At 70.8% G+C, this 15,565-nt stretch carries 18 protein-coding genes and 3 tRNA genes; 15 read left to right on the forward strand and 6 right to left on the reverse strand.

The annotated features are described in order from the left end of the window. Positions 1 to 2 precede the first annotated feature (2 nt). The 4 genes from AB0D53_RS05750 (at position 3) to htpX (ending at position 4,804) form a co-directional block, all read left to right on the forward strand. Complete coding sequence (locus tag AB0D53_RS05750) at positions 3 to 1,550, forward strand: NADH-quinone oxidoreductase subunit M (RefSeq protein WP_362441033.1); 1,548 nt, start codon at positions 3 to 5, stop codon at positions 1,548 to 1,550. 98 nt (positions 1,551 to 1,648) lie between these two features. Next, entirely contained in the window at positions 1,649 to 3,172 is a 1,524-nt protein-coding gene (locus tag AB0D53_RS05755; RefSeq protein WP_362441037.1) for an NADH-quinone oxidoreductase subunit N, read from the forward strand. A gap of 94 nt (positions 3,173 to 3,266) precedes the next feature. Continuing rightward, complete coding sequence (locus AB0D53_RS05760) at positions 3,267 to 3,722, forward strand: MscL family protein (RefSeq protein ID WP_342286082.1); 456 nt, start codon at positions 3,267 to 3,269, stop codon at positions 3,720 to 3,722. A 215-nt stretch (positions 3,723 to 3,937) separates the two neighbouring features. After that, complete coding sequence (htpX, locus tag AB0D53_RS05765; RefSeq protein ID WP_329818590.1) at positions 3,938 to 4,804, forward strand: zinc metalloprotease HtpX; 867 nt, start codon at positions 3,938 to 3,940, stop codon at positions 4,802 to 4,804. 74 nt (positions 4,805 to 4,878) lie between these two features. Here the strand turns inward: htpX and AB0D53_RS05770 are convergent, their stop codons facing one another. Next, on the reverse strand, positions 4,879 to 5,280 hold the full coding sequence (locus AB0D53_RS05770) for a YccF domain-containing protein (RefSeq protein ID WP_362440634.1): 402 nt from the start codon (positions 5,278 to 5,280) through the stop codon (positions 4,879 to 4,881). A gap of 301 nt (positions 5,281 to 5,581) precedes the next feature. Here AB0D53_RS05770 and AB0D53_RS05775 point away from each other — a divergent pair, with 301 nt between their 5' ends. Further along, a complete protein-coding gene (locus AB0D53_RS05775; RefSeq protein ID WP_329818592.1) occupies positions 5,582 to 5,854 on the forward strand; it encodes a GlsB/YeaQ/YmgE family stress response membrane protein in 273 nt (90 codons plus the stop codon). On the opposite strand, the gene AB0D53_RS05780 is transcribed toward AB0D53_RS05775, so the two are convergent. From AB0D53_RS05780 to AB0D53_RS05790, 3 genes are all read right to left on the reverse strand, one after another. Continuing rightward, positions 5,815 to 6,531, reverse strand: coding sequence for an alpha-ketoglutarate-dependent dioxygenase AlkB (locus AB0D53_RS05780; RefSeq protein WP_362440638.1), 717 nt, complete (start codon positions 6,529 to 6,531; stop codon positions 5,815 to 5,817). The two genes, AB0D53_RS05775 and AB0D53_RS05780, sit on opposite strands and share 40 nt — an antisense overlap. A 1-nt stretch (position 6,532) precedes the next feature. Next, positions 6,533 to 7,033: a methylated-DNA--[protein]-cysteine S-methyltransferase gene (locus AB0D53_RS05785; RefSeq protein ID WP_362440641.1), complete on the reverse strand. Its 501-nt coding sequence runs from the start codon at positions 7,031 to 7,033 to the stop codon at positions 6,533 to 6,535. Between the two features lie 158 nt (positions 7,034 to 7,191). Continuing rightward, positions 7,192 to 7,680 (reverse strand): YajQ family cyclic di-GMP-binding protein, encoded by a 489-nt coding sequence (locus AB0D53_RS05790; protein WP_329818595.1) that lies wholly within the window; start codon positions 7,678 to 7,680, stop codon positions 7,192 to 7,194. A gap of 214 nt (positions 7,681 to 7,894) precedes the next feature. Here AB0D53_RS05790 and AB0D53_RS05795 point away from each other — a divergent pair. Both AB0D53_RS05795 and AB0D53_RS05800 read left to right on the forward strand, forming a co-directional pair. Further along, positions 7,895 to 7,976 (forward strand) — tRNA-Tyr (locus tag AB0D53_RS05795). Positions 7,977 to 8,039: 63 nt separating this feature from the next. After that, positions 8,040 to 8,489, forward strand: coding sequence for a DUF523 domain-containing protein (locus AB0D53_RS05800; RefSeq protein ID WP_362440645.1), 450 nt, complete (start codon positions 8,040 to 8,042; stop codon positions 8,487 to 8,489). 21 nt (positions 8,490 to 8,510) lie between these two features. Here the strand turns inward: AB0D53_RS05800 and AB0D53_RS05805 are convergent, their stop codons facing one another. Both AB0D53_RS05805 and AB0D53_RS05810 read right to left on the reverse strand, forming a co-directional pair. Then, positions 8,511 to 9,167, reverse strand: coding sequence for an SDR family oxidoreductase (locus AB0D53_RS05805; protein ID WP_362440648.1), 657 nt, complete (start codon positions 9,165 to 9,167; stop codon positions 8,511 to 8,513). Positions 9,168 to 9,201: 34 nt separating this feature from the next. Next, positions 9,202 to 10,503, reverse strand: a complete 1,302-nt coding sequence (locus AB0D53_RS05810) for an amidohydrolase family protein (protein ID WP_362440651.1) — start codon at positions 10,501 to 10,503, stop codon at positions 9,202 to 9,204. Between the two features lie 301 nt (positions 10,504 to 10,804). Between AB0D53_RS05810 and AB0D53_RS05815 the strand changes: the two genes are divergently transcribed. The 8 genes from AB0D53_RS05815 to AB0D53_RS05850 all read left to right on the forward strand — a co-directional run bounded on the left by AB0D53_RS05815 (position 10,805) and on the right by AB0D53_RS05850 (position 15,548). Next, positions 10,805 to 10,877 (forward strand) — tRNA-Thr (locus AB0D53_RS05815). A 46-nt stretch (positions 10,878 to 10,923) separates the two neighbouring features. Continuing rightward, positions 10,924 to 10,996 (forward strand) — tRNA-Met (locus tag AB0D53_RS05820). An 89-nt stretch (positions 10,997 to 11,085) separates the two neighbouring features. Further along, on the forward strand, positions 11,086 to 11,250 hold the full coding sequence (gene rpmG, locus AB0D53_RS05825) for a 50S ribosomal protein L33 (RefSeq protein ID WP_003956487.1): 165 nt from the start codon (positions 11,086 to 11,088) through the stop codon (positions 11,248 to 11,250). A gap of 104 nt (positions 11,251 to 11,354) precedes the next feature. Further along, entirely contained in the window at positions 11,355 to 11,807 is a 453-nt protein-coding gene (locus AB0D53_RS05830; protein ID WP_362440654.1) for a MaoC family dehydratase N-terminal domain-containing protein, read from the forward strand. Then, positions 11,807 to 12,235: a MaoC family dehydratase gene (locus AB0D53_RS05835; protein WP_329818600.1), complete on the forward strand. Its 429-nt coding sequence runs from the start codon at positions 11,807 to 11,809 to the stop codon at positions 12,233 to 12,235. The genes AB0D53_RS05830 and AB0D53_RS05835 overlap by 1 nt, the downstream gene beginning before the upstream one ends. A gap of 133 nt (positions 12,236 to 12,368) precedes the next feature. Continuing rightward, positions 12,369 to 12,917, forward strand: a complete 549-nt coding sequence (locus AB0D53_RS05840) for a TetR/AcrR family transcriptional regulator (protein WP_362441040.1) — start codon at positions 12,369 to 12,371, stop codon at positions 12,915 to 12,917. Positions 12,918 to 12,992: 75 nt separating this feature from the next. After that, a complete protein-coding gene (locus tag AB0D53_RS05845) occupies positions 12,993 to 14,423 on the forward strand; it encodes an MFS transporter (RefSeq protein ID WP_362440658.1) in 1,431 nt (476 codons plus the stop codon). Between the two features lie 15 nt (positions 14,424 to 14,438). Next, the gene (locus AB0D53_RS05850; protein ID WP_362441043.1) at positions 14,439 to 15,548 is read left to right on the forward strand and encodes a UDP-N-acetylmuramate dehydrogenase; all 1,110 of its coding nucleotides are present in this window, start codon (positions 14,439 to 14,441) and stop codon (positions 15,546 to 15,548) included. The last annotated feature ends 17 nt before the right edge of the window (positions 15,549 to 15,565 follow it).

Here is a 15,565-nt window from a genome sequence, read left to right on the forward strand (position 1 = left end):
TGATGCAGTTCCTTCTCGCGTTCATCGTCGTCATCCCGCTCGTCGGCGCCGTGGCCGCCCTGCTCCCGGCACCGCCCGGGCTGAAGGGATCCGGCCCCGACCAGGCCGTGCTCCGCCACGGCGTGACCGTGACCGGCGCGGTACTCGTCGCCGCCATCGTCCTCGCCGCGGGCTTCGACCACGACCACCCGTCGAAGATGCAGGCCACCACCGACATCAGCTGGATCCCGGCGCTCGACGTCCGCATCCATCTCGGCATCGACGGCATCTCGCTCCCCCTTCTCGTGCTGACCGCGCTGCTGACCTTCCTCTGCGCGCTCTACAGCTACTTCAAGATGCCCGCGGGCCCCTCCCCGAAGGCCTTCGTCGCTCTCCTGCTCGTCCTGGAGTCCGGCACCCTCGCGACCTTCGCCGTCCTCGACCTGCTGCTGTTCTTCCTGGCGTTCGAGATGGTGCTCATCCCGATGTACTTCCTCATCGCCCGCTGGGGCGGTGCGCAGAGGCAGGCCGCCGCCTGGAAATTCATCCTCTACACACTGCTCGGCTCGGTCGTCATGCTGCTGGGCCTGCTCCTCGTCGGACTGAAGAGCGGCACCTTCGACATGGTGGCACTCGCCACTGACAACGGCCGCGGGCTCACCACGTCCGTGCAGGTCGTCGCCGTGCTGGCGATCGGCATCGGGCTCGCCGTGAAGACCCCGATGTGGCCGCTGCACAGCTGGCTGCCGGACGCCCACACCGCAGCCCCGACCGTCGGCTCGGTGCTGCTCGCGGGTGTCCTGCTGAAGATGGGCACGTACGGATTCGTCCGCATCCTGCTCCCCGTCACCCCCGACGGGATGCACACCTTCGCGCCCTACCTCGCCGCCTTCGCGGTCGTCGGCATCATCTACGGATCGCTGGCCTGCCTGGCGCTGGTCCGCCCCGGCTCCAAGGGCGACCTCAAGCGCCTGATCGCGTACTCGTCCGTCGGGCACATGGGCTTCGTGCTCCTCGGCATCGCGAGCATGACCCCCACCGGAGTCAACGGCGCGCTCTTCGCCAACATTGCCCACGGCCTCATCACCGGCCTGCTGTTCTTCCTGGTCGGAGCAGTCAAGGACCGGTACGGGACCGCCGACCTCGACACCCTCTCCGGAGCCACCGGAGCCGCGCTCTACGGCCGGGCACCCCGCCTCGGAGGCCTCCTCGCCTTCGCCGCCGTCGCCTCCCTGGGCCTGCCGGGCCTCGCCGGATTCTGGGGCGAGATGCTCGCCCTGTTCGGCTCCTTCGACCCCGCCGACGGCCTCAGCCGGCCCGCCTTCCTCACCTTCATGTCGATCGCCGCGTTCGGCACCCTGCTCACCGCCGCGTACATGCTGATGGTCGTACGCCGGGTCTGCATGGGCGAGAAGCGCGAGGAGCCGCAGCTCGCCGACGTCCAGACGTACGAGTTCGCCGCCTGGACCCCGCTCGTCGCGCTCACCGTCCTCGCCGGCCTGTGGCCCGCCGTCCTCCTCGGCCTCACCGACCCGGCCGTGCAGAAGCTCCTCGCAGGAGGCAAGTCGTGACCCCAGCCGTCGTCACCGCGGGCGCCGCCGCCCCGGACCTCGTCACCACCGCGGCCGAGAACACCACCAGCCTCGTCCAGTCCGTCGACTGGCTCGCGATCGCGCCCCCGGTCGTCGTCGCGGCCATGGCCCTGATCGTCCTGGTCACCGACCTCTTCCTGCCCGAGCGGCGCAAGCCGCTCCTCGGCGCGCTGACCATCGCCGGCCTCGTCGCCGCACTGGCCCTCCTCGTCCCGCTGCGCGACGGCGACCACTCCACCTTCTGCCTCGCCGGGACCGCCACCGGACCCGGCTCCGGGGGAGCCTGCAGCTACACCGCCGACCACTTCGCCCTGGTCATCCAGGCCCTCGTGCTCGGCGGCGCGCTGCTCACCGCGCTGCTCTCGCTCGGCGACACCCGCAGGCTCCCCGCCGGCGAGTTCTGGTTCCTGCTGCTGGCCTCCGCCTCCGGTGCCGCGCTGCTGCCCGCCGCCCGCGACCTCGCCACCCTCGTCGTCGCCCTCGAAGTCGCCTCGCTGCCCGCCTTCGCGCTCGTCGGCATCAAGCGCGGCGACCGGCGGTCCTCCGAGGCAGCCCTGAAGTTCTTCCTCTCCTCCGTCGTCGCGACCGCCGTCATGCTGCTCGGCGTCAGCTTCGTGTACGCGACCACCGGCACCCTGCACCTCACCGAGATCGCCGCCCGGCTGGACGACGTACCCGGTCAGCTCGACACCCTCGCCAAGGCGGGCGTCGCCCTCACCCTGGTCGGCTTCGCGTTCAAGACGGCCGCCGCGCCCTTCCACTTCTGGGTCCCCGACACCTACGTCGGTGCCCCCCTGCCGATCGCCGCCTACCTCTCGGTCGTCGGCAAGGCGGTCGGCTTCTCCGGCCTCATCCTCGTCACCGTGATCGCCTTCCCGGCGTACGCCGACGTCTGGGGACCGGCCCTCGCCGTCCTCGCCGCGCTCACCATGACGATCGGCAACGTCGCCGCCCTGCGCCAGAACCCCGGCCGGGCCCGCAGCGCGGTGCGCCTGCTCGCCTGGTCGTCCGTCGCCCAGGCCGGCTACCTCCTGGTGCCGATCGCCTCCGCCGCGTACTCCAGCGACGAACACATCGGCTCCACCGTCGCGTACGCCCTCATGTACGCCGTGGTGAACCTCGGGGCCTTCGCGGTCGCCGCCCTGGTCTCCCGCACCAGCCCCGGCAACCGGATCACCGACTACCGCGGCCTGTACGCCACCCGCCCGCTCGCCGCCCTGGCCATGGCCTTCTTCCTGCTCTGTCTGGCCGGTCTGCCGCCCGGCATCATCGGCCTCTTCGCCAAGGTCACGGTCTTCTCCGCGGCCGTCGACGCCGGGCTCGGCTGGCTCGCCGTCGTCATGGCCGTCAACGTCGTGATCGCGCTCTACTACTACCTCCAGTGGACCGCGACGCTCTTCCGCGCCCCGGCGGAGGTCTCGGAGGAAGCTCCGGCGACGGCCCGCGAAGAGACTCCGGCGGACGGCGCCGTACCCGCCCCCACCAGGCACGGAGCCCCGGCCTCCCTCACCGTCGCGATCGCGCTCACGGCCGTGGCCGGAGTGGTGCTGTCAGGCGCTCCGCAGACGGTCCTCCGGTTCGCCGCGGTCAATCTCTTCTGACATACCGAAGATCGGTTTGCCCGGGACGGTCCGCACAGGGCATGGTCTTGCCCGCACACCCCCCACACGTACGCATGACAGAGGAGCAAGAGCGGTGCTGAACGGGTTCAAGGACTTCATCCTGCGCGGAAACGTCATCTCCATGGCCATCGGTCTGGCCGTCGGAGCCGCGTTCACCGCAGTCGTCACGGGATTCAGCACGGCCTTCATCACCCCGCTGATCGGCCTCGCCACCGGCTCCGTCGGAGACTTCAGCTCGGCGGAGTTCTCGGTCGAGGGCACCATCTTCCCGTACGGGAAGTTCCTCGCCGCCGCCATCGCGTTCCTGATCACCGCCGCCGTTCTCTACTTCTGCGTGGTCGTGCCCATGGCGAAGGTCCAGGCCCGCTTCACCAAGGCGGAGAAGCTCGACATCAAGGCCGCCACGCGCGACTGCCCCCGCTGCTACACCGAGATCCCGGCCATCGCCTCCCGCTGCGCCCACTGCACCAGCGAGATCAAGCCGGACCCCGCGGCCCTGGAGGTCGCCGGACTTCCCGCCCAGCGCTGAGTCGCCCCGGGGCGGACCGGCACACGTACAGCCACTGACCCGTACGGCCCAGAGCCCGATCCGGCCACAAGTGCCGGACAGGCCCGGCCGTGCGGCGGTGCGCACAAGGGAACTAGCTCCTCCCGCCTGGCGTTGACCGGTACGGGAGGCTCCACTGGGGGAGTGGAGACCACCAAGCAAAGGGTTCCCCTGCCGCACCACTTGGAGGGCGTACCGTGCACCGCCGGCACAACGGGCTGAGAACCGCCGTACTCCTCGGGGGACTGTCCGCACTCATCATCGTCATCGGAAGCTTTTTCGGACGTACGGGCCTGATCGTCGCGCTCCTCGTAGCCGTCGGTACCAACGCCTACGCGTACTGGAACAGCGACAAGCTGGCGCTCAGGGCCATGCGGGCCCGCCCCGTCAGCGAGTTCGAGGCACCACAGCTCTACCGCATGGTCCGCGAGCTCTCCACCGCCGCCCGCCAGCCCATGCCCAGGCTCTACATCTCCCCGACGCAGGCACCCAACGCCTTCGCCACCGGGCGCAACCCGCGCAACGCCGCGGTCTGCTGCACCGAGGGCATCCTGCAGATCCTGGACGAGCGGGAGCTGCGCGGCGTCCTGGGGCACGAGCTGAGCCATGTCTACAACCGGGACATCCTGATCTCGTCCGTCGCCGGAGCGCTCGCCTCCGTCGTCATGTTCCTGGTCAATTTCGCCTGGCTGATCCCGGTGGGCCGGTCCAACGACGACGACGGCCCGGGAATCCTCGGGATGCTGCTGATCATGATCCTCGGCCCGGTCGCGGCCTCCGTCATCCAGCTGGCCGTCAGCCGCTCCCGGGAGTACGAGGCGGACGCCTCCGGCGCCCAGCTGACCGGCGACCCGCTGGCCCTGGCCAGCGCCCTGCGCAAGCTCGACGCAGGAACGAAACAGCTCCCGCTGCCCCCGGAGCCGAGGATCGAGACCGCGAGCCACATGATGATCGCGAACCCGTTCCGCCCCGGCCAGGGCATGTCCAAATTGTTCTCGACGCACCCGCCCATGGCGGAGCGCATCGCCCGGCTGGAGCAGATGGCCGGCCCCCGCCGGCCCTGAAGCGCCTCGCCGAGAGACGTACGAGCGGCCCCGGACTCCTCGTCCGGGGCCGCTCGCGTGGTTCATCGCGTGGTTCAGCGGGCGCCGAAGGCCTCGTCGCTCGGGACCACCTCGCGGCCCAGCGGCATCAGCGAGATCGGGATCATCTTCAGGTTCGCCCAGCCGAAGGGGATGCCGATGATCGACACGAACAGCGGGATGCTGGTGATCAGGTGCCCCAGCGCCAGCCACCATCCGGCGAAGACGAGCCAGATCACGTTCCCGACGAAGGACGGCGCACCCGCGTCGGGCCGCTCCACCGTCGTCCGCCCGAAGGGCCACAGCACGTAACCGGCGATCCTCAGGGACGCGATGCCGAACGGGATCGTCACGATCAGCACGAAGCAGATGACCGCGGCGACGAGGTAGCCGAGGGCCATCCAGAACCCGCAGAACACCACCCAGAGGATGTTCAGGATCAGCTGTATGAGCTTCATGGTCACTCGCCTTCCGGGGGTGTTGCCCGTCGTCGCCCTGCATGGTCAGTATCAGCCCGGGTCACGGACAGGAGTAACCGGAGCGGGCCCGTGGAGTGACCGTCCCGCCGGCCACGCCCGACCGTCGGTGCCGTCACTCACCATGAACGCAGGAACGGCACCGCGCAGTTGCCCGCGGCCGCCGGAAAGACCGCCCGCACCGGGAGGAACACCCCCAGACCCCCGGGGACGCCACGCGCAACCACGTCACGGTCCAGGGCGTCTTGGATTCCAGGAACGAGTGACGGGTAGGTTCGCACGCATGAGCATTATCGGATGGATCATTCTCGGACTGGTGGCCGGAGTCATCGCCAAGGTCCTGCTCCCGGGCCGTGACCCGGGCGGCCTGATCGGCACCACCCTCATAGGGATCGTCGGCGCCTTCCTCGGCGGCTGGATATCGTCGCGCTTCCTGGACCGCCCCATTTCCAACGACTTCTTCGACATGGCCACTTGGGTCGCCGCCATCGGTGGTTCGCTGGTCCTGCTGATCGCCTACCGGCTGTTGTTCGGGAACTCCCGCGAACGCCGCTGAGGCCCGTCGCCGAAGCCGCCCAGCCCGGTCTCGCGCAGGGTCATATTGAGCCGGCCGCGGCTCATCCCCGACGCGGGACCGGCGGTCCCGGGGAAGACCTTCGGCACGCCGTGGAACGCGAAACGCGACGGCCCGCCGAAGACGAACAGATCACCGGAGGCCAATTCCACGTCCGTGTAGGGCTTCCCGCGGTTCTCCGTGTTGCCGAAGCGGAAGACGCAGGTGTCGCCGATGCTGAGCGACACCACCGGAGCACCGGACCGCTCCTCCTTGTCCTGGTGCATGCCCATCCGCGCCGCCCCGTCGTAGAAATTGACGAGCGCGGTGTCCGGCGCGTACGTCCGTACCGGAACCGGACCCTCGTCCCCGTACGCGGCCGCCAGCGCCTCGCGCCCCAACTCCGCCAGCCAGCCGGGAAACCCGGCCACCCGGGCACCGTTCACGTCGTCGGCCGTGCGCGAATAGCGGTACGGCTGCCAGTGCCACCCCACACAGACCGTCTGCACCGACATCACCCCGCCGCCCGGCAGGACCGTGTGCCGCAGCGGCACGGGCCCGCGCGCCCACTCCCGGCAGGCCGCCACCAGCTCCCGCTGCCGCTCCGGCGGCAGCCACTCGGGCACATGCACGGCCCCCGGCGCGACGACGGCGCGAGGCCTCGGGAAGAGCCCGGACATCTCAGCGCACCGCCAGGGCGCCTTCCAGGCCCAGGAGCCGCTCCTTGCGCTCCAGACCGCCCGCGTAACCCCGCAGCGCCCCGTCCGCGCCGATCACCCGGTGGCACGGCCGCACGATCAGCAGCGGATTGCACCCGATCGCCGTCCCCACGGCCCGTACCCCCGCCGCCGAGGTGCCGACGCGGTCGGCGATCTCGCCGTACGACACGGTCTCCCCGTACGGGACGGTGTCCAGGGCGGCCCACACCCGGCGCTGGAAGTCGGTGCCCACGCCGTCCGCGTACACGATGTCGAAGCGGGTCAGCCGCCCCGCGAAGTACTCCCGCAGCTGGGCGGCGCTCCCCGCGAAGGCCTCCGGAGCGTGGACCCAGCCGTCCTGGACGACCGCGGCGCCCTTCTGGCCGGGCAGCGAGAGCGAGGCGAGCGCCGGTCCGCCGGTGGTCTCCTCGCCGACCAGCAGCAGTTCACCCAGCGGGCTGTCGACCGTTGCGTACATGGTCATGACTCGTCCCTTTTCTGCATGTCACGCCGGATTCGACCGTATCGTCGCCCGGCATGGACAAGTCTCCGTGTCCCGCGCCGGCGAGACCGGCGGTTTTCGGACATCGCACCCCGGGTGCGGAGCGGTGCGTCCCGCTCCGCACACCGAAAGGGCGGGACCTACCGGTAGTTCACGAACTGCACGGCGAAGTCGAAGTCCTGGCCCTTCAGCAGCGCCTGCACGGCCTGCAGGTCGTCCCGGCTCTTCGAGCTGACCCGCAGCTCGTCGCCCTGGACCTGGGCCTTGACGCCCTTGGGGCCCTCGTCGCGAATGATCTTCGCCACCTTCTTGGCGTTCTCCTGGGAGATGCCCTCCTCGATGGTGGCGAAGATCTTGTACTCCTTGCCGGACAGCTGGGGCTCGCCCGCGTCCAGCGACTTCAGCGAGATGCCCCGCTTGATCAGCTTGGACTGGAAGATGTCGAGGATCGCCTTGACCCGCTCCTCGCCGTTCGCCTCCATCAGGATCTTCTCGCCGGACCAGGCGATCGAGGCGTTGGTGCCCTTGAAGTCGTAACGCTGCGAGATCTCCTTGGCGGCCTGGTTGAGGGCGTTGTCGACCTCCTGCCGCTCGACCTTCGAGACGATGTCGAAACTGGAGTCGGCCATGACGTGTGGCTCCTTGTATCGGGGATGCGGAAACGGGGGGTGCATACGGACGGCGGCAGGCCTGTCGGCCCCGCGACGCCGATCAAAGCCTAGCCACCCGCGCCCGATCGGGCCGCTGATCAATCCGGTGGCGAAGCACCCCTGGGCATCGGGTATCGTTTACGTCGTTGCCACGGAGCACCGCCGAAAAGCGGGTCTCACAGCAGCGAACCCCGGCGGTGTGCCCGAGTGGCCAAAGGGAGCAGACTGTAAATCTGCCGGCTCAGCCTACCCAGGTTCGAACCCTGGCGCCGCCACATGGTAAGGCCCCTGTCTCAGACAGGGGCCTTCTTTGTTTTCTGCTGCGAGGGGCCGTGAACATGGAATCCGTACTGGTCAGCGCCTGTCTGCAGGGTGTGCCCTGCCGCTTCGACGGCCGCGGCAAGGCCTCCGACGCGGTGACCGCGGCCATCGGCGACCGTCGCTCCGTGGCCTTCTGCCCCGAGGTCTCCGCCGGACTCCCCACCCCGCGCCGCCCCGCCGAGATCACCGGCGGTGACGGCCATGACGTGCTGGACGGCCGCGCCCGCGTCGTCGACGACACCGGGCACGACGTGACGGAGGAGTTCGTGGACGGCGCGGAACGGGCCCTGGAGGCCGCGCGCCGGACCGGGTGCACCGAGGCGCTGCTGATGGCGCGCAGCCCTTCCTGCGGACGCGGAACGGTCTACGACGGTACGTTCACGGGCGCGCTCCGCGAGGGCGACGGCGTCACCGCCGCACTGCTGGAGCGCCACGGCATCACCGTCCGCCCGGCGCCGGGCGCCTGACTCCGAAGGGCTCCCGCCCGGTCAGTTCCCCGCGACGTCCTTCACCGCGACCGACACCGGCACCTTCCCCGAGATCAGCTCCAGCGTCAGCCCCGCCGTCGCCGGGGTCTCCAGCAGCTCCAGCAGCGCCGCCGCCACGTCGTCGCGCGGTACCGGCCCCCGCCCGGTCGACGCGGTCAGCAGGACTTCTCCCGTGCCCGCGTCGTTCGTCAGCATGCCGGGGCGCAGGATCGTCCAGTCGAGCGCGGACCTGGAGCGCACATACACGTCCGCGGCGCCCTTGGCCCGCAGATACGCGTCGAAGACCTCGTCGCCCGGATGGTCGGGGTCGGCGCCCATCGACGAGACCACGACGTAGCGCCGTACCCCCGCCCGCTCCGCCGCGTCCGCGAACAGCACCGCCGCCCCGCGGTCCACCGTCTCCTTGCGTGCCGCGCCGCTGTCCGGGCCCGCGCCGGCCGCGAAGACCGCCGCGTCGGCGCCCCGCAGCACCTGCGCCACCTCCTCCACGGAGGCGGATTCGAGATCCAGGACCACCGGCTCGGCACCTGCCGCCCGGAGGTCCTCGCCCTGGTCCGGATTGCGGATGACGCCCACGGCTTCGTCCCCGCGCGCGGCGAGCAGCCGCTCCAGCCGCAGCGCGATCTGACCATGTCCACCTGCGATGACAATGCGCATGCTCACGACCGTACGCCGCGAGGGCCCCCCGCGCTCAGGGCCCGCCGCACGGACCGGAATCCGGCCTTCCCTGGCGGGGCAGATCGAGGGCGACGACGGTCTCGGATTCGCAGTACTCGCGCACCGCGCTGGTCCGCGCCACCACCCGGCCGCGATGCACCACGATCCGGCTGTACGCGAGCGAGAGCGCGCCCGGGAGCTGCTCCCCGCGCACCGCCAGCAGCTCGGCCGGGAAGCCCGCCTCGACCCTGACCCCGGGCAGCCCCGTCGCCGCCCTGGCGACCGAGGACACCGCCTCGTAGGCCTCCGTGGCGGGCAGTCCGTGCTGCGAGGCGAGCAGATAGGCGGCCTCCAGGGGGTCGCCCCGGCCCACGGGGTTCGCGACGTCCCGCAGCGCACCGCTGCCCGCCGCGACCCGCACCCCGGCCGACCGCAGCAGCCGTACGGGCGCGGTGCCCCGGTCCTCCGCGCCGCAACAGCCGCCCTGCGGGAGGCAGATGACCGTCACCCCGGCCGCGGCCAGCTGGTCGGCGGCGCGGCCCGCGGCCTGCGGGGGAAGCCGGGAGAGGCCGGCGCACGGGCCCAGGGAGACGCCGGGCCGCAGTCCTCCGGCCATGGCGGCCAGCCGGCCGAGCCGGGCCGGATCGTCGCCGTCCGTGTGCAGATCGACCGGGCAGCCCTGCTCGGCGGCGACCTCCAGGACGGCCTCCGCGTACCCTGCCGGATCCGGATCGATGTCCGGGCAGCCGCCGACCGCGTCGGCCCCCATCTTCACCGCGTCGCGCAGCATCGCCAGGTTGTCGGCGCCCGCGACGCCGGTGAGCAGCCGGGGCACGGCGACCGTGGCCAGATCGGCCAGACCGTGCAGCGAGCGGCGCGCCTGGAGCACGGCTTCGAGCGAGGCGAGGCCCTGGACGTCCCCGATCCGCACATGCGAGCGCAGCGCCGTGGCGCCGTGCCCGAGCTGCAGCAGGGCGGCCTCGGTGGCGCGGCGGCGGATGTCCTCCGGGCGGTGCGACACCGGTCCGGGGCCGTCGGGGCCGGTGCCGCCGGCGGTGAGCGCGGTGTCGCTGTGGGCGTGGGGGTCGGCGGGGGCGGGGAGCAGCAGATAGCCGCGCAGGTCCAGCCGCGGACCGGGTGCGGCCAGGCTGCCCGCGGTGCCGACGGCCTCGATGCGGCCGCCGCCGAGCCGTACGTCCACGACGCGGCCGTCGGTGAGACGGGCGTCGCAGAGCACCAGGCCGGTTCCGGCCGGGTCGGCGGTGTCGGGGCTGCTGGTCGGTCCGGCCGCGTCGGCGGCGTGGTCGTCCGGCTGCCACGGCTGGCTGTCGGGCATCGCGCTCCAGGGAAAGGGGGCAAGATCACGCAGAGTGAGTCGAGCCTAGGGGCGTGTTCGGCCGGGTTCGAGGAGGAGCGAAATAGTCGTACCGGTGTGGCCTGGGGGGCGCGCGGGGCGGGGGCGCGCGGCCGTGACGGCGGGGCCCCGTGGGGAGGTCGAGGCGCTGCTCAGGCGGCCGAAGGGCGGTCCCGGGAGCCGTCGGCCGGGGGATCGGCGGGGTGCCGGTCAAGGCCGGTGGGCGGGGCTCCGAAACGGATTTGGGCGATCGGCGAGAGACCGTGTAATGTCTTCATCGCTCGCCCCAATAGCTCAGTCGGTAGAGCGTCTCCATGGTAAGGAGAAGGTCTGCGGTTCGATTCCGCATTGGGGCTCTGGTGATCGGGAAACCCCGCTTCGGCGGGGGGACTCATTCATCAAAGCGGTGTAGCTCAGTCGGTAGAGCAAGCGGCTCATAATCGCTGTGTCACCGGTTCAAGTCCGGTCACCGCTACTTACGGTAGCCGATTGTGGGGTCGGTCCTTCGATCGGCTACTCTTTTTTGCGTTCATCCGTCCATCCGTCCGTCCAAGGAGCACTCACGTGGCTGCCACCGACGTCCGCCCGAAGATCACGCTGGCCTGCGTGGAGTGCAAGGAGCGGAACTACATCACCAAGAAGAACCGGCGTAACAACCCGGACCGTCTTGAGATGAAGAAGCACTGCCCGCGCTGCAACTCGCACACTGCGCACCGCGAAACCCGCTGAATCAGGCTCGTACACGAGGCCGTCCCCTTTGGGGGGCGGCCTCGTGTCGTTGTATGAAGGCTGTTCTTCGGCCTGTTCATCTTTCATCAGGAGGTAGCGAGCCCATGGCGCTCGACCAGTCCTTCGTCGGACGGACCTATCCGCCCACCCCGCCGTACGAGGTCGGCCGGGAGAAGATCCGCGAGTTCGCCGAGGCGGTGGGCGACCCGAATCCGGTGTACGTCGATCCCGAGGCCGCCAAGGCGTTCGGCCACAGCGATGTGATCGCGCCGCCGACGTTCGTCTTCTCGATCACCTTCAAGGCCGCCGGGCAGGTGGTGCAGGATCCGCAGCTGGGCCTGGACTACAGCCGGGTGGTGCACGGTGACCAGAAGTTCGTCTATGCGCGGCCCGTCCGGGCGGGGGACCGGCTGACGGTCACCTCGACGATCGAAGGCATCAAGTCCATGGCGGGCAACGACATCGTGGACGTCCGCGGCGAGGTCCACGACGAGTCCGGCGAGCACGTGGTGACCGCGTGGACGAAGCTGGTGGCGCGCGCCGCCGAGGAGGCGTGATGACGGCGAAGGTCGCATACGAGTCGGTCGAGGTCGGTACGGAGCTGCCGGCGCAGTCCTTCCCGGTGACCCGGGCGACGCTGGTGCAGTACGCGGGCGCCTCCGGTGACTTCAACCCGATCCACTGGAACGAGAAGTTCGCCCGCGAGGTCGGGCTGCCGGACGTGATCGCGCACGGCATGTTCACCATGGCCGAGGCGATCCGGGTGGTCACCGACTGGGTCGGCGACCCGGGTGCGGTCGTCGAGTACGGGGTGCGGTTCACCAAGCCGGTCGTCGTGCCGAACGACGACGAGGGCGCCCTGATCGAGGTCAGCGCCAAGGTCGCCGCCCTGCTGGACGACAAGCAGGTGCGGGTGGACCTCACGGCGATGAGCGAGGGCAAGAAGGTGCTGGGCATGTCCCGCGCCGTGGTGCGGCTCGGCTGAGGCCGTACCGCGCGGGAGGGACGAGGGGCACGGTCCATGGGGCCGTGCCCCTCGGTCGTGCCTGCGGGCACCCGTGGTGGCGGGCCGGTTGACCAAGTTAGTGATTGAGTACTAACTTACCCGCATGGCAAGGATGAGTGCGGAAGAGCGGCGAGAGAGTGTCATCCGTGCGGCGATCGCCGAGTTCTCCCGCGGTGGTTACGACGGCACCTCCACGGAGGTGATCGCCAGACGGGTCGGCGTCTCGCAGCCGTACCTCTTCCGGCTCTTCCCCAATAAGCAGGCGATGTTCCTCGCGGCCGTCGAGCGGTGCTTCACGGACACCCGGAGGGTTTTCGCCGAGGCCGCGGAGGGGCTTGAGGGCGATGCGGCGGTGAAGGCGATGGCCGCCGCGTACCAGCGGCTCATCGTCGACGACCCCGACAAGATCCAGATGCAGATGCAGACCTACGCGGCGGTCGCGAGCGCCGACGCCTCCGGGGAGAAGGAGCTGGGTGACGCGGTGCGCGCCGCCTGGCTGGGGCTGTGGGACGACGTCCACCTCGCCCTGGGTGCCGACGCCAAGGAGACGACGACGTTCCTTGCGTACGGGATGCTCGTCAACACACTCGCCTCGCTCGGCTTTCCGGCCGGGCACCGGGTCTGGTCGGGGTTCTACGACGAGGTCCGGCCGCCCGCCTGAACAGCGCGACCCGGGTTCCGCCCGGTTTTCTGCCCAGAGAAGTTAGTAATTGATAACTAACCCCCAGGGGGAGCAGTGAACCAGCACACAGCAGGCCGCTCGGGAGCGGTCTGGGCCCTCGTCATCACCAGCGTCGCCGGATTCATGGCGGCCCTCGACAACCTCGTCGTCACCACCGCCCTGCCCTCCATCCGCGAGAGTCTCGGCGGCGAGCTGCCCGAGCTGGAATGGACGGTGAACGCCTACACCCTCACCTTCGCCGTCCTGCTGATGCTCGGGGCGGCCCTCGGTGACAGATTCGGCCGCCGCCGGCTCTTCCTCACCGGGCTCACCGTCTTCACCGGCGCGTCCGCCGCGGCCGCCCTCTCGTCCGGGATCAACGAACTCATCGCCTTCCGGGCGGTCCAGGGCGTGGGCGCCGCGATCATGATGCCGCTGACGCTCACCCTGCTCACGGCCGCCGTGCCGCCCGCCCGTCGAGGTGCCGCGCTCGGCATCTTCAGTGCCGTCACCGGGCTGGCCGTGGCCAGTGGGCCCCTGATCGGCGGCAGTCTCACCGAGCACCTGTCCTGGCAGTGGATCTTCTGGCTGAACGTCCCGGTCGGCGTGGCCCTGCTGCCGCTGGCCCGGCTGCGCCTGACCGAGTCGTACGCGCCGGACGCACGGCTCGACATCCCCGGCACGCTCCTGGTCAGCGGCGGACTGTTCGGCATCGTCTACGGCCTGGTCAACGCCAACTCCGACGGCTGGACCAGCCCCACCGTCCTCGGCGCGCTGATCGTGGGCGGAGCGCTCGTGGCCGGCTTCATCCGCCACGGCTTGCGCGCGAAGCGCCCCATGCTGCCGATGCGGCTCTTCCGCGACCGCGCGTTCTTCGGGATCAACATGGCGAGCATGCTGATGTTCCTGGGCATGTTCGGCTCGATCTTCCTGCTCAGCCAGTACTTCCAGGGCGTGCTGGGCTACTCGCCCACCGAGGCCGGCCTGCGGATGCTGCCCTGGACCGGAATGCCCATGCTGGTCGCGCCCGTCGCGGGGATACTCTCCGACCGTTTCGGCGGCCGCCCGGTGGTCGTGGCCGGGCTCGCGCTCCAGGCGGCCGGCCTGGCGTTCTTCGCGATGATCATCGGCCCCGACGCCTCGTACGCCTCGCAGCTGCCCGGCCTGATCGTCGGCGGGGTCGGCATGGCCCTGTACTTCGCACCCGCCGCCAGCCTCGTGATGTCCAGCGTCCGCCCCGAGGAGCAGGGCATCGCCTCCGGCGCCAACAACGCCCTGCGCGAGGTCGGCGGGGCCCTCGGGGTCGCCGTGCTCGCCACGGTCTTCTCCTCGCGGGGCGGTTACGGCTCCGCACGCGCCTTCACGGACGGGACTGTCCCGGCGGTCTGGATCGGCGCCTCGGCGGTGGCGCTGGCCGCCGTCGTCGCCCTGCTGATCCCGCGCCGCCGCAGTACCCCGGCCCCGGAGTCCGGGACGGCCGGGAAGCCGGTCCCCGTCGCCGCCTGAGCCGCGGTTCCACACCTGCGGTCCGCGCCCCGCCCGAGCGGTGGGGGCGCGGACCGTACCCTTGTCCCCGTGCAGGAACTCCATGACGCCCCCCTCGCCCCCCTGACCACCTTCCGGCTGGGCGGCCCCGCCTCCCGCCTCCTCACGGCGACCACCGACGCCGAGGTGATCGAAGCCGTGCGCGAGGCCGACGGGAGCGGCACCCCGCTCCTCGTCATCGGCGGTGGCAGCAATCTGGTCATCGGCGACAAGGGCTTCGACGGCACCGCCCTGCGCATCGCGACCAAGGGCTTCGCGCTGAACGGCACCACGCTGGAGCTCGCCGCCGGCGAGATCTGGACGGACGCCGTGGCCCGTACCGTCGAAGCCGGCCTCGCGGGCATCGAATGCCTGGCCGGAATCCCGGGCTCCGCGGGTGCGACACCGATCCAGAACGTCGGCGCGTACGGCCAGGAGGTCTCCTCCACCATCACGGAGGTCGTCGCCTACGACCGGCACACCGAGGAAACGGTCACCATCCCGAACGCCGACTGCGCGTTCTCGTACCGGCACAGTCGCTTCAAGGCCGAACCCGACCGTTTCGTGGTGCTGCGTGTCCGCTTCGAGCTGGAGGACGCGGGGGGTCTCTCCGCGCCGCTGCGGTACGCCGAGACGGCTCGCACCATGGGCGTCGAGCAGGGCGAGCGGGTGCCCGCCGCGGCCGCCCGCGCAACGGTGCTCGCGCTCCGCGCCGGCAAGGGCATGGTCCTGGACCCGGAGGACCACGACTCCTGGTCGGCGGGCTCCTTCTTCACCAACCCGATCCTGGAGGAGGCGGAGTACGAGGCGTTCCTCGCCCGTGCCCAGGACCGCCTCGGCCCCGGGACGACGCCCCCCGCCTTCCCCGCGGACGGGGGACGCGTCAAGACCTCGGCGGCCTGGCTCATCGACAAGGCCGGTTTCACCAAGGGATACGGCACCGGACCGGCCCGTATCTCCACCAAGCACACCCTCGCCCTCACCAACCGCGGCGAGGCGACCACCGAGGACCTCCTCGCGCTCGCCCGCGAGGTCGTCGCCGGAGTCCGCGAGGCCTTCGGCGTCACGCTCGTCAACGAACCGGTGACGGTCGGCGTGAGCCTGTAGGCCCCATCGGCACGTCA

The sequence above is a fragment of the Streptomyces sp. NPDC048295 genome, assembly GCF_040652135.1.
GTDB lineage: Bacteria > Actinomycetota > Actinomycetes > Streptomycetales > Streptomycetaceae > Streptomyces.

Bases quoted from the DNA above. Each gene is read 5' to 3' on its own strand.
- AB0D53_RS05750 (WP_362441033.1), top strand. From the start codon at position 3: ATGCAGTTCCTTCTCGCGTTCATCGTCGTCATCCCGCTCGTCGGCGCC.
- AB0D53_RS05770 (WP_362440634.1), bottom strand. From the start codon at position 5,280: ATGAAGCTCATACAGCTGATCCTGAACATCCTCTGGGTGGTGTTCTGC.
- AB0D53_RS05775 (WP_329818592.1), top strand. From the start codon at position 5,582: ATGAGCATTATCGGATGGATCATTCTCGGACTGGTGGCCGGAGTCATC.
- AB0D53_RS05780 (WP_362440638.1), bottom strand. From the start codon at position 6,531: ATGTCCGGGCTCTTCCCGAGGCCTCGCGCCGTCGTCGCGCCGGGGGCC.
- AB0D53_RS05785 (WP_362440641.1), bottom strand. From the start codon at position 7,033: ATGACCATGTACGCAACGGTCGACAGCCCGCTGGGTGAACTGCTGCTG.
- AB0D53_RS05790 (WP_329818595.1), bottom strand. From the start codon at position 7,680: ATGGCCGACTCCAGTTTCGACATCGTCTCGAAGGTCGAGCGGCAGGAG.
- AB0D53_RS05800 (WP_362440645.1), top strand. From the start codon at position 8,040: ATGGAATCCGTACTGGTCAGCGCCTGTCTGCAGGGTGTGCCCTGCCGC.
- AB0D53_RS05805 (WP_362440648.1), bottom strand. From the start codon at position 9,167: ATGCGCATTGTCATCGCAGGTGGACATGGTCAGATCGCGCTGCGGCTG.
- AB0D53_RS05810 (WP_362440651.1), bottom strand. From the start codon at position 10,503: ATGCCCGACAGCCAGCCGTGGCAGCCGGACGACCACGCCGCCGACGCG.
- AB0D53_RS05830 (WP_362440654.1), top strand. From the start codon at position 11,355: ATGGCGCTCGACCAGTCCTTCGTCGGACGGACCTATCCGCCCACCCCG.
- AB0D53_RS05835 (WP_329818600.1), top strand. From the start codon at position 11,807: ATGACGGCGAAGGTCGCATACGAGTCGGTCGAGGTCGGTACGGAGCTG.
- AB0D53_RS05840 (WP_362441040.1), top strand. From the start codon at position 12,369: ATGAGTGCGGAAGAGCGGCGAGAGAGTGTCATCCGTGCGGCGATCGCC.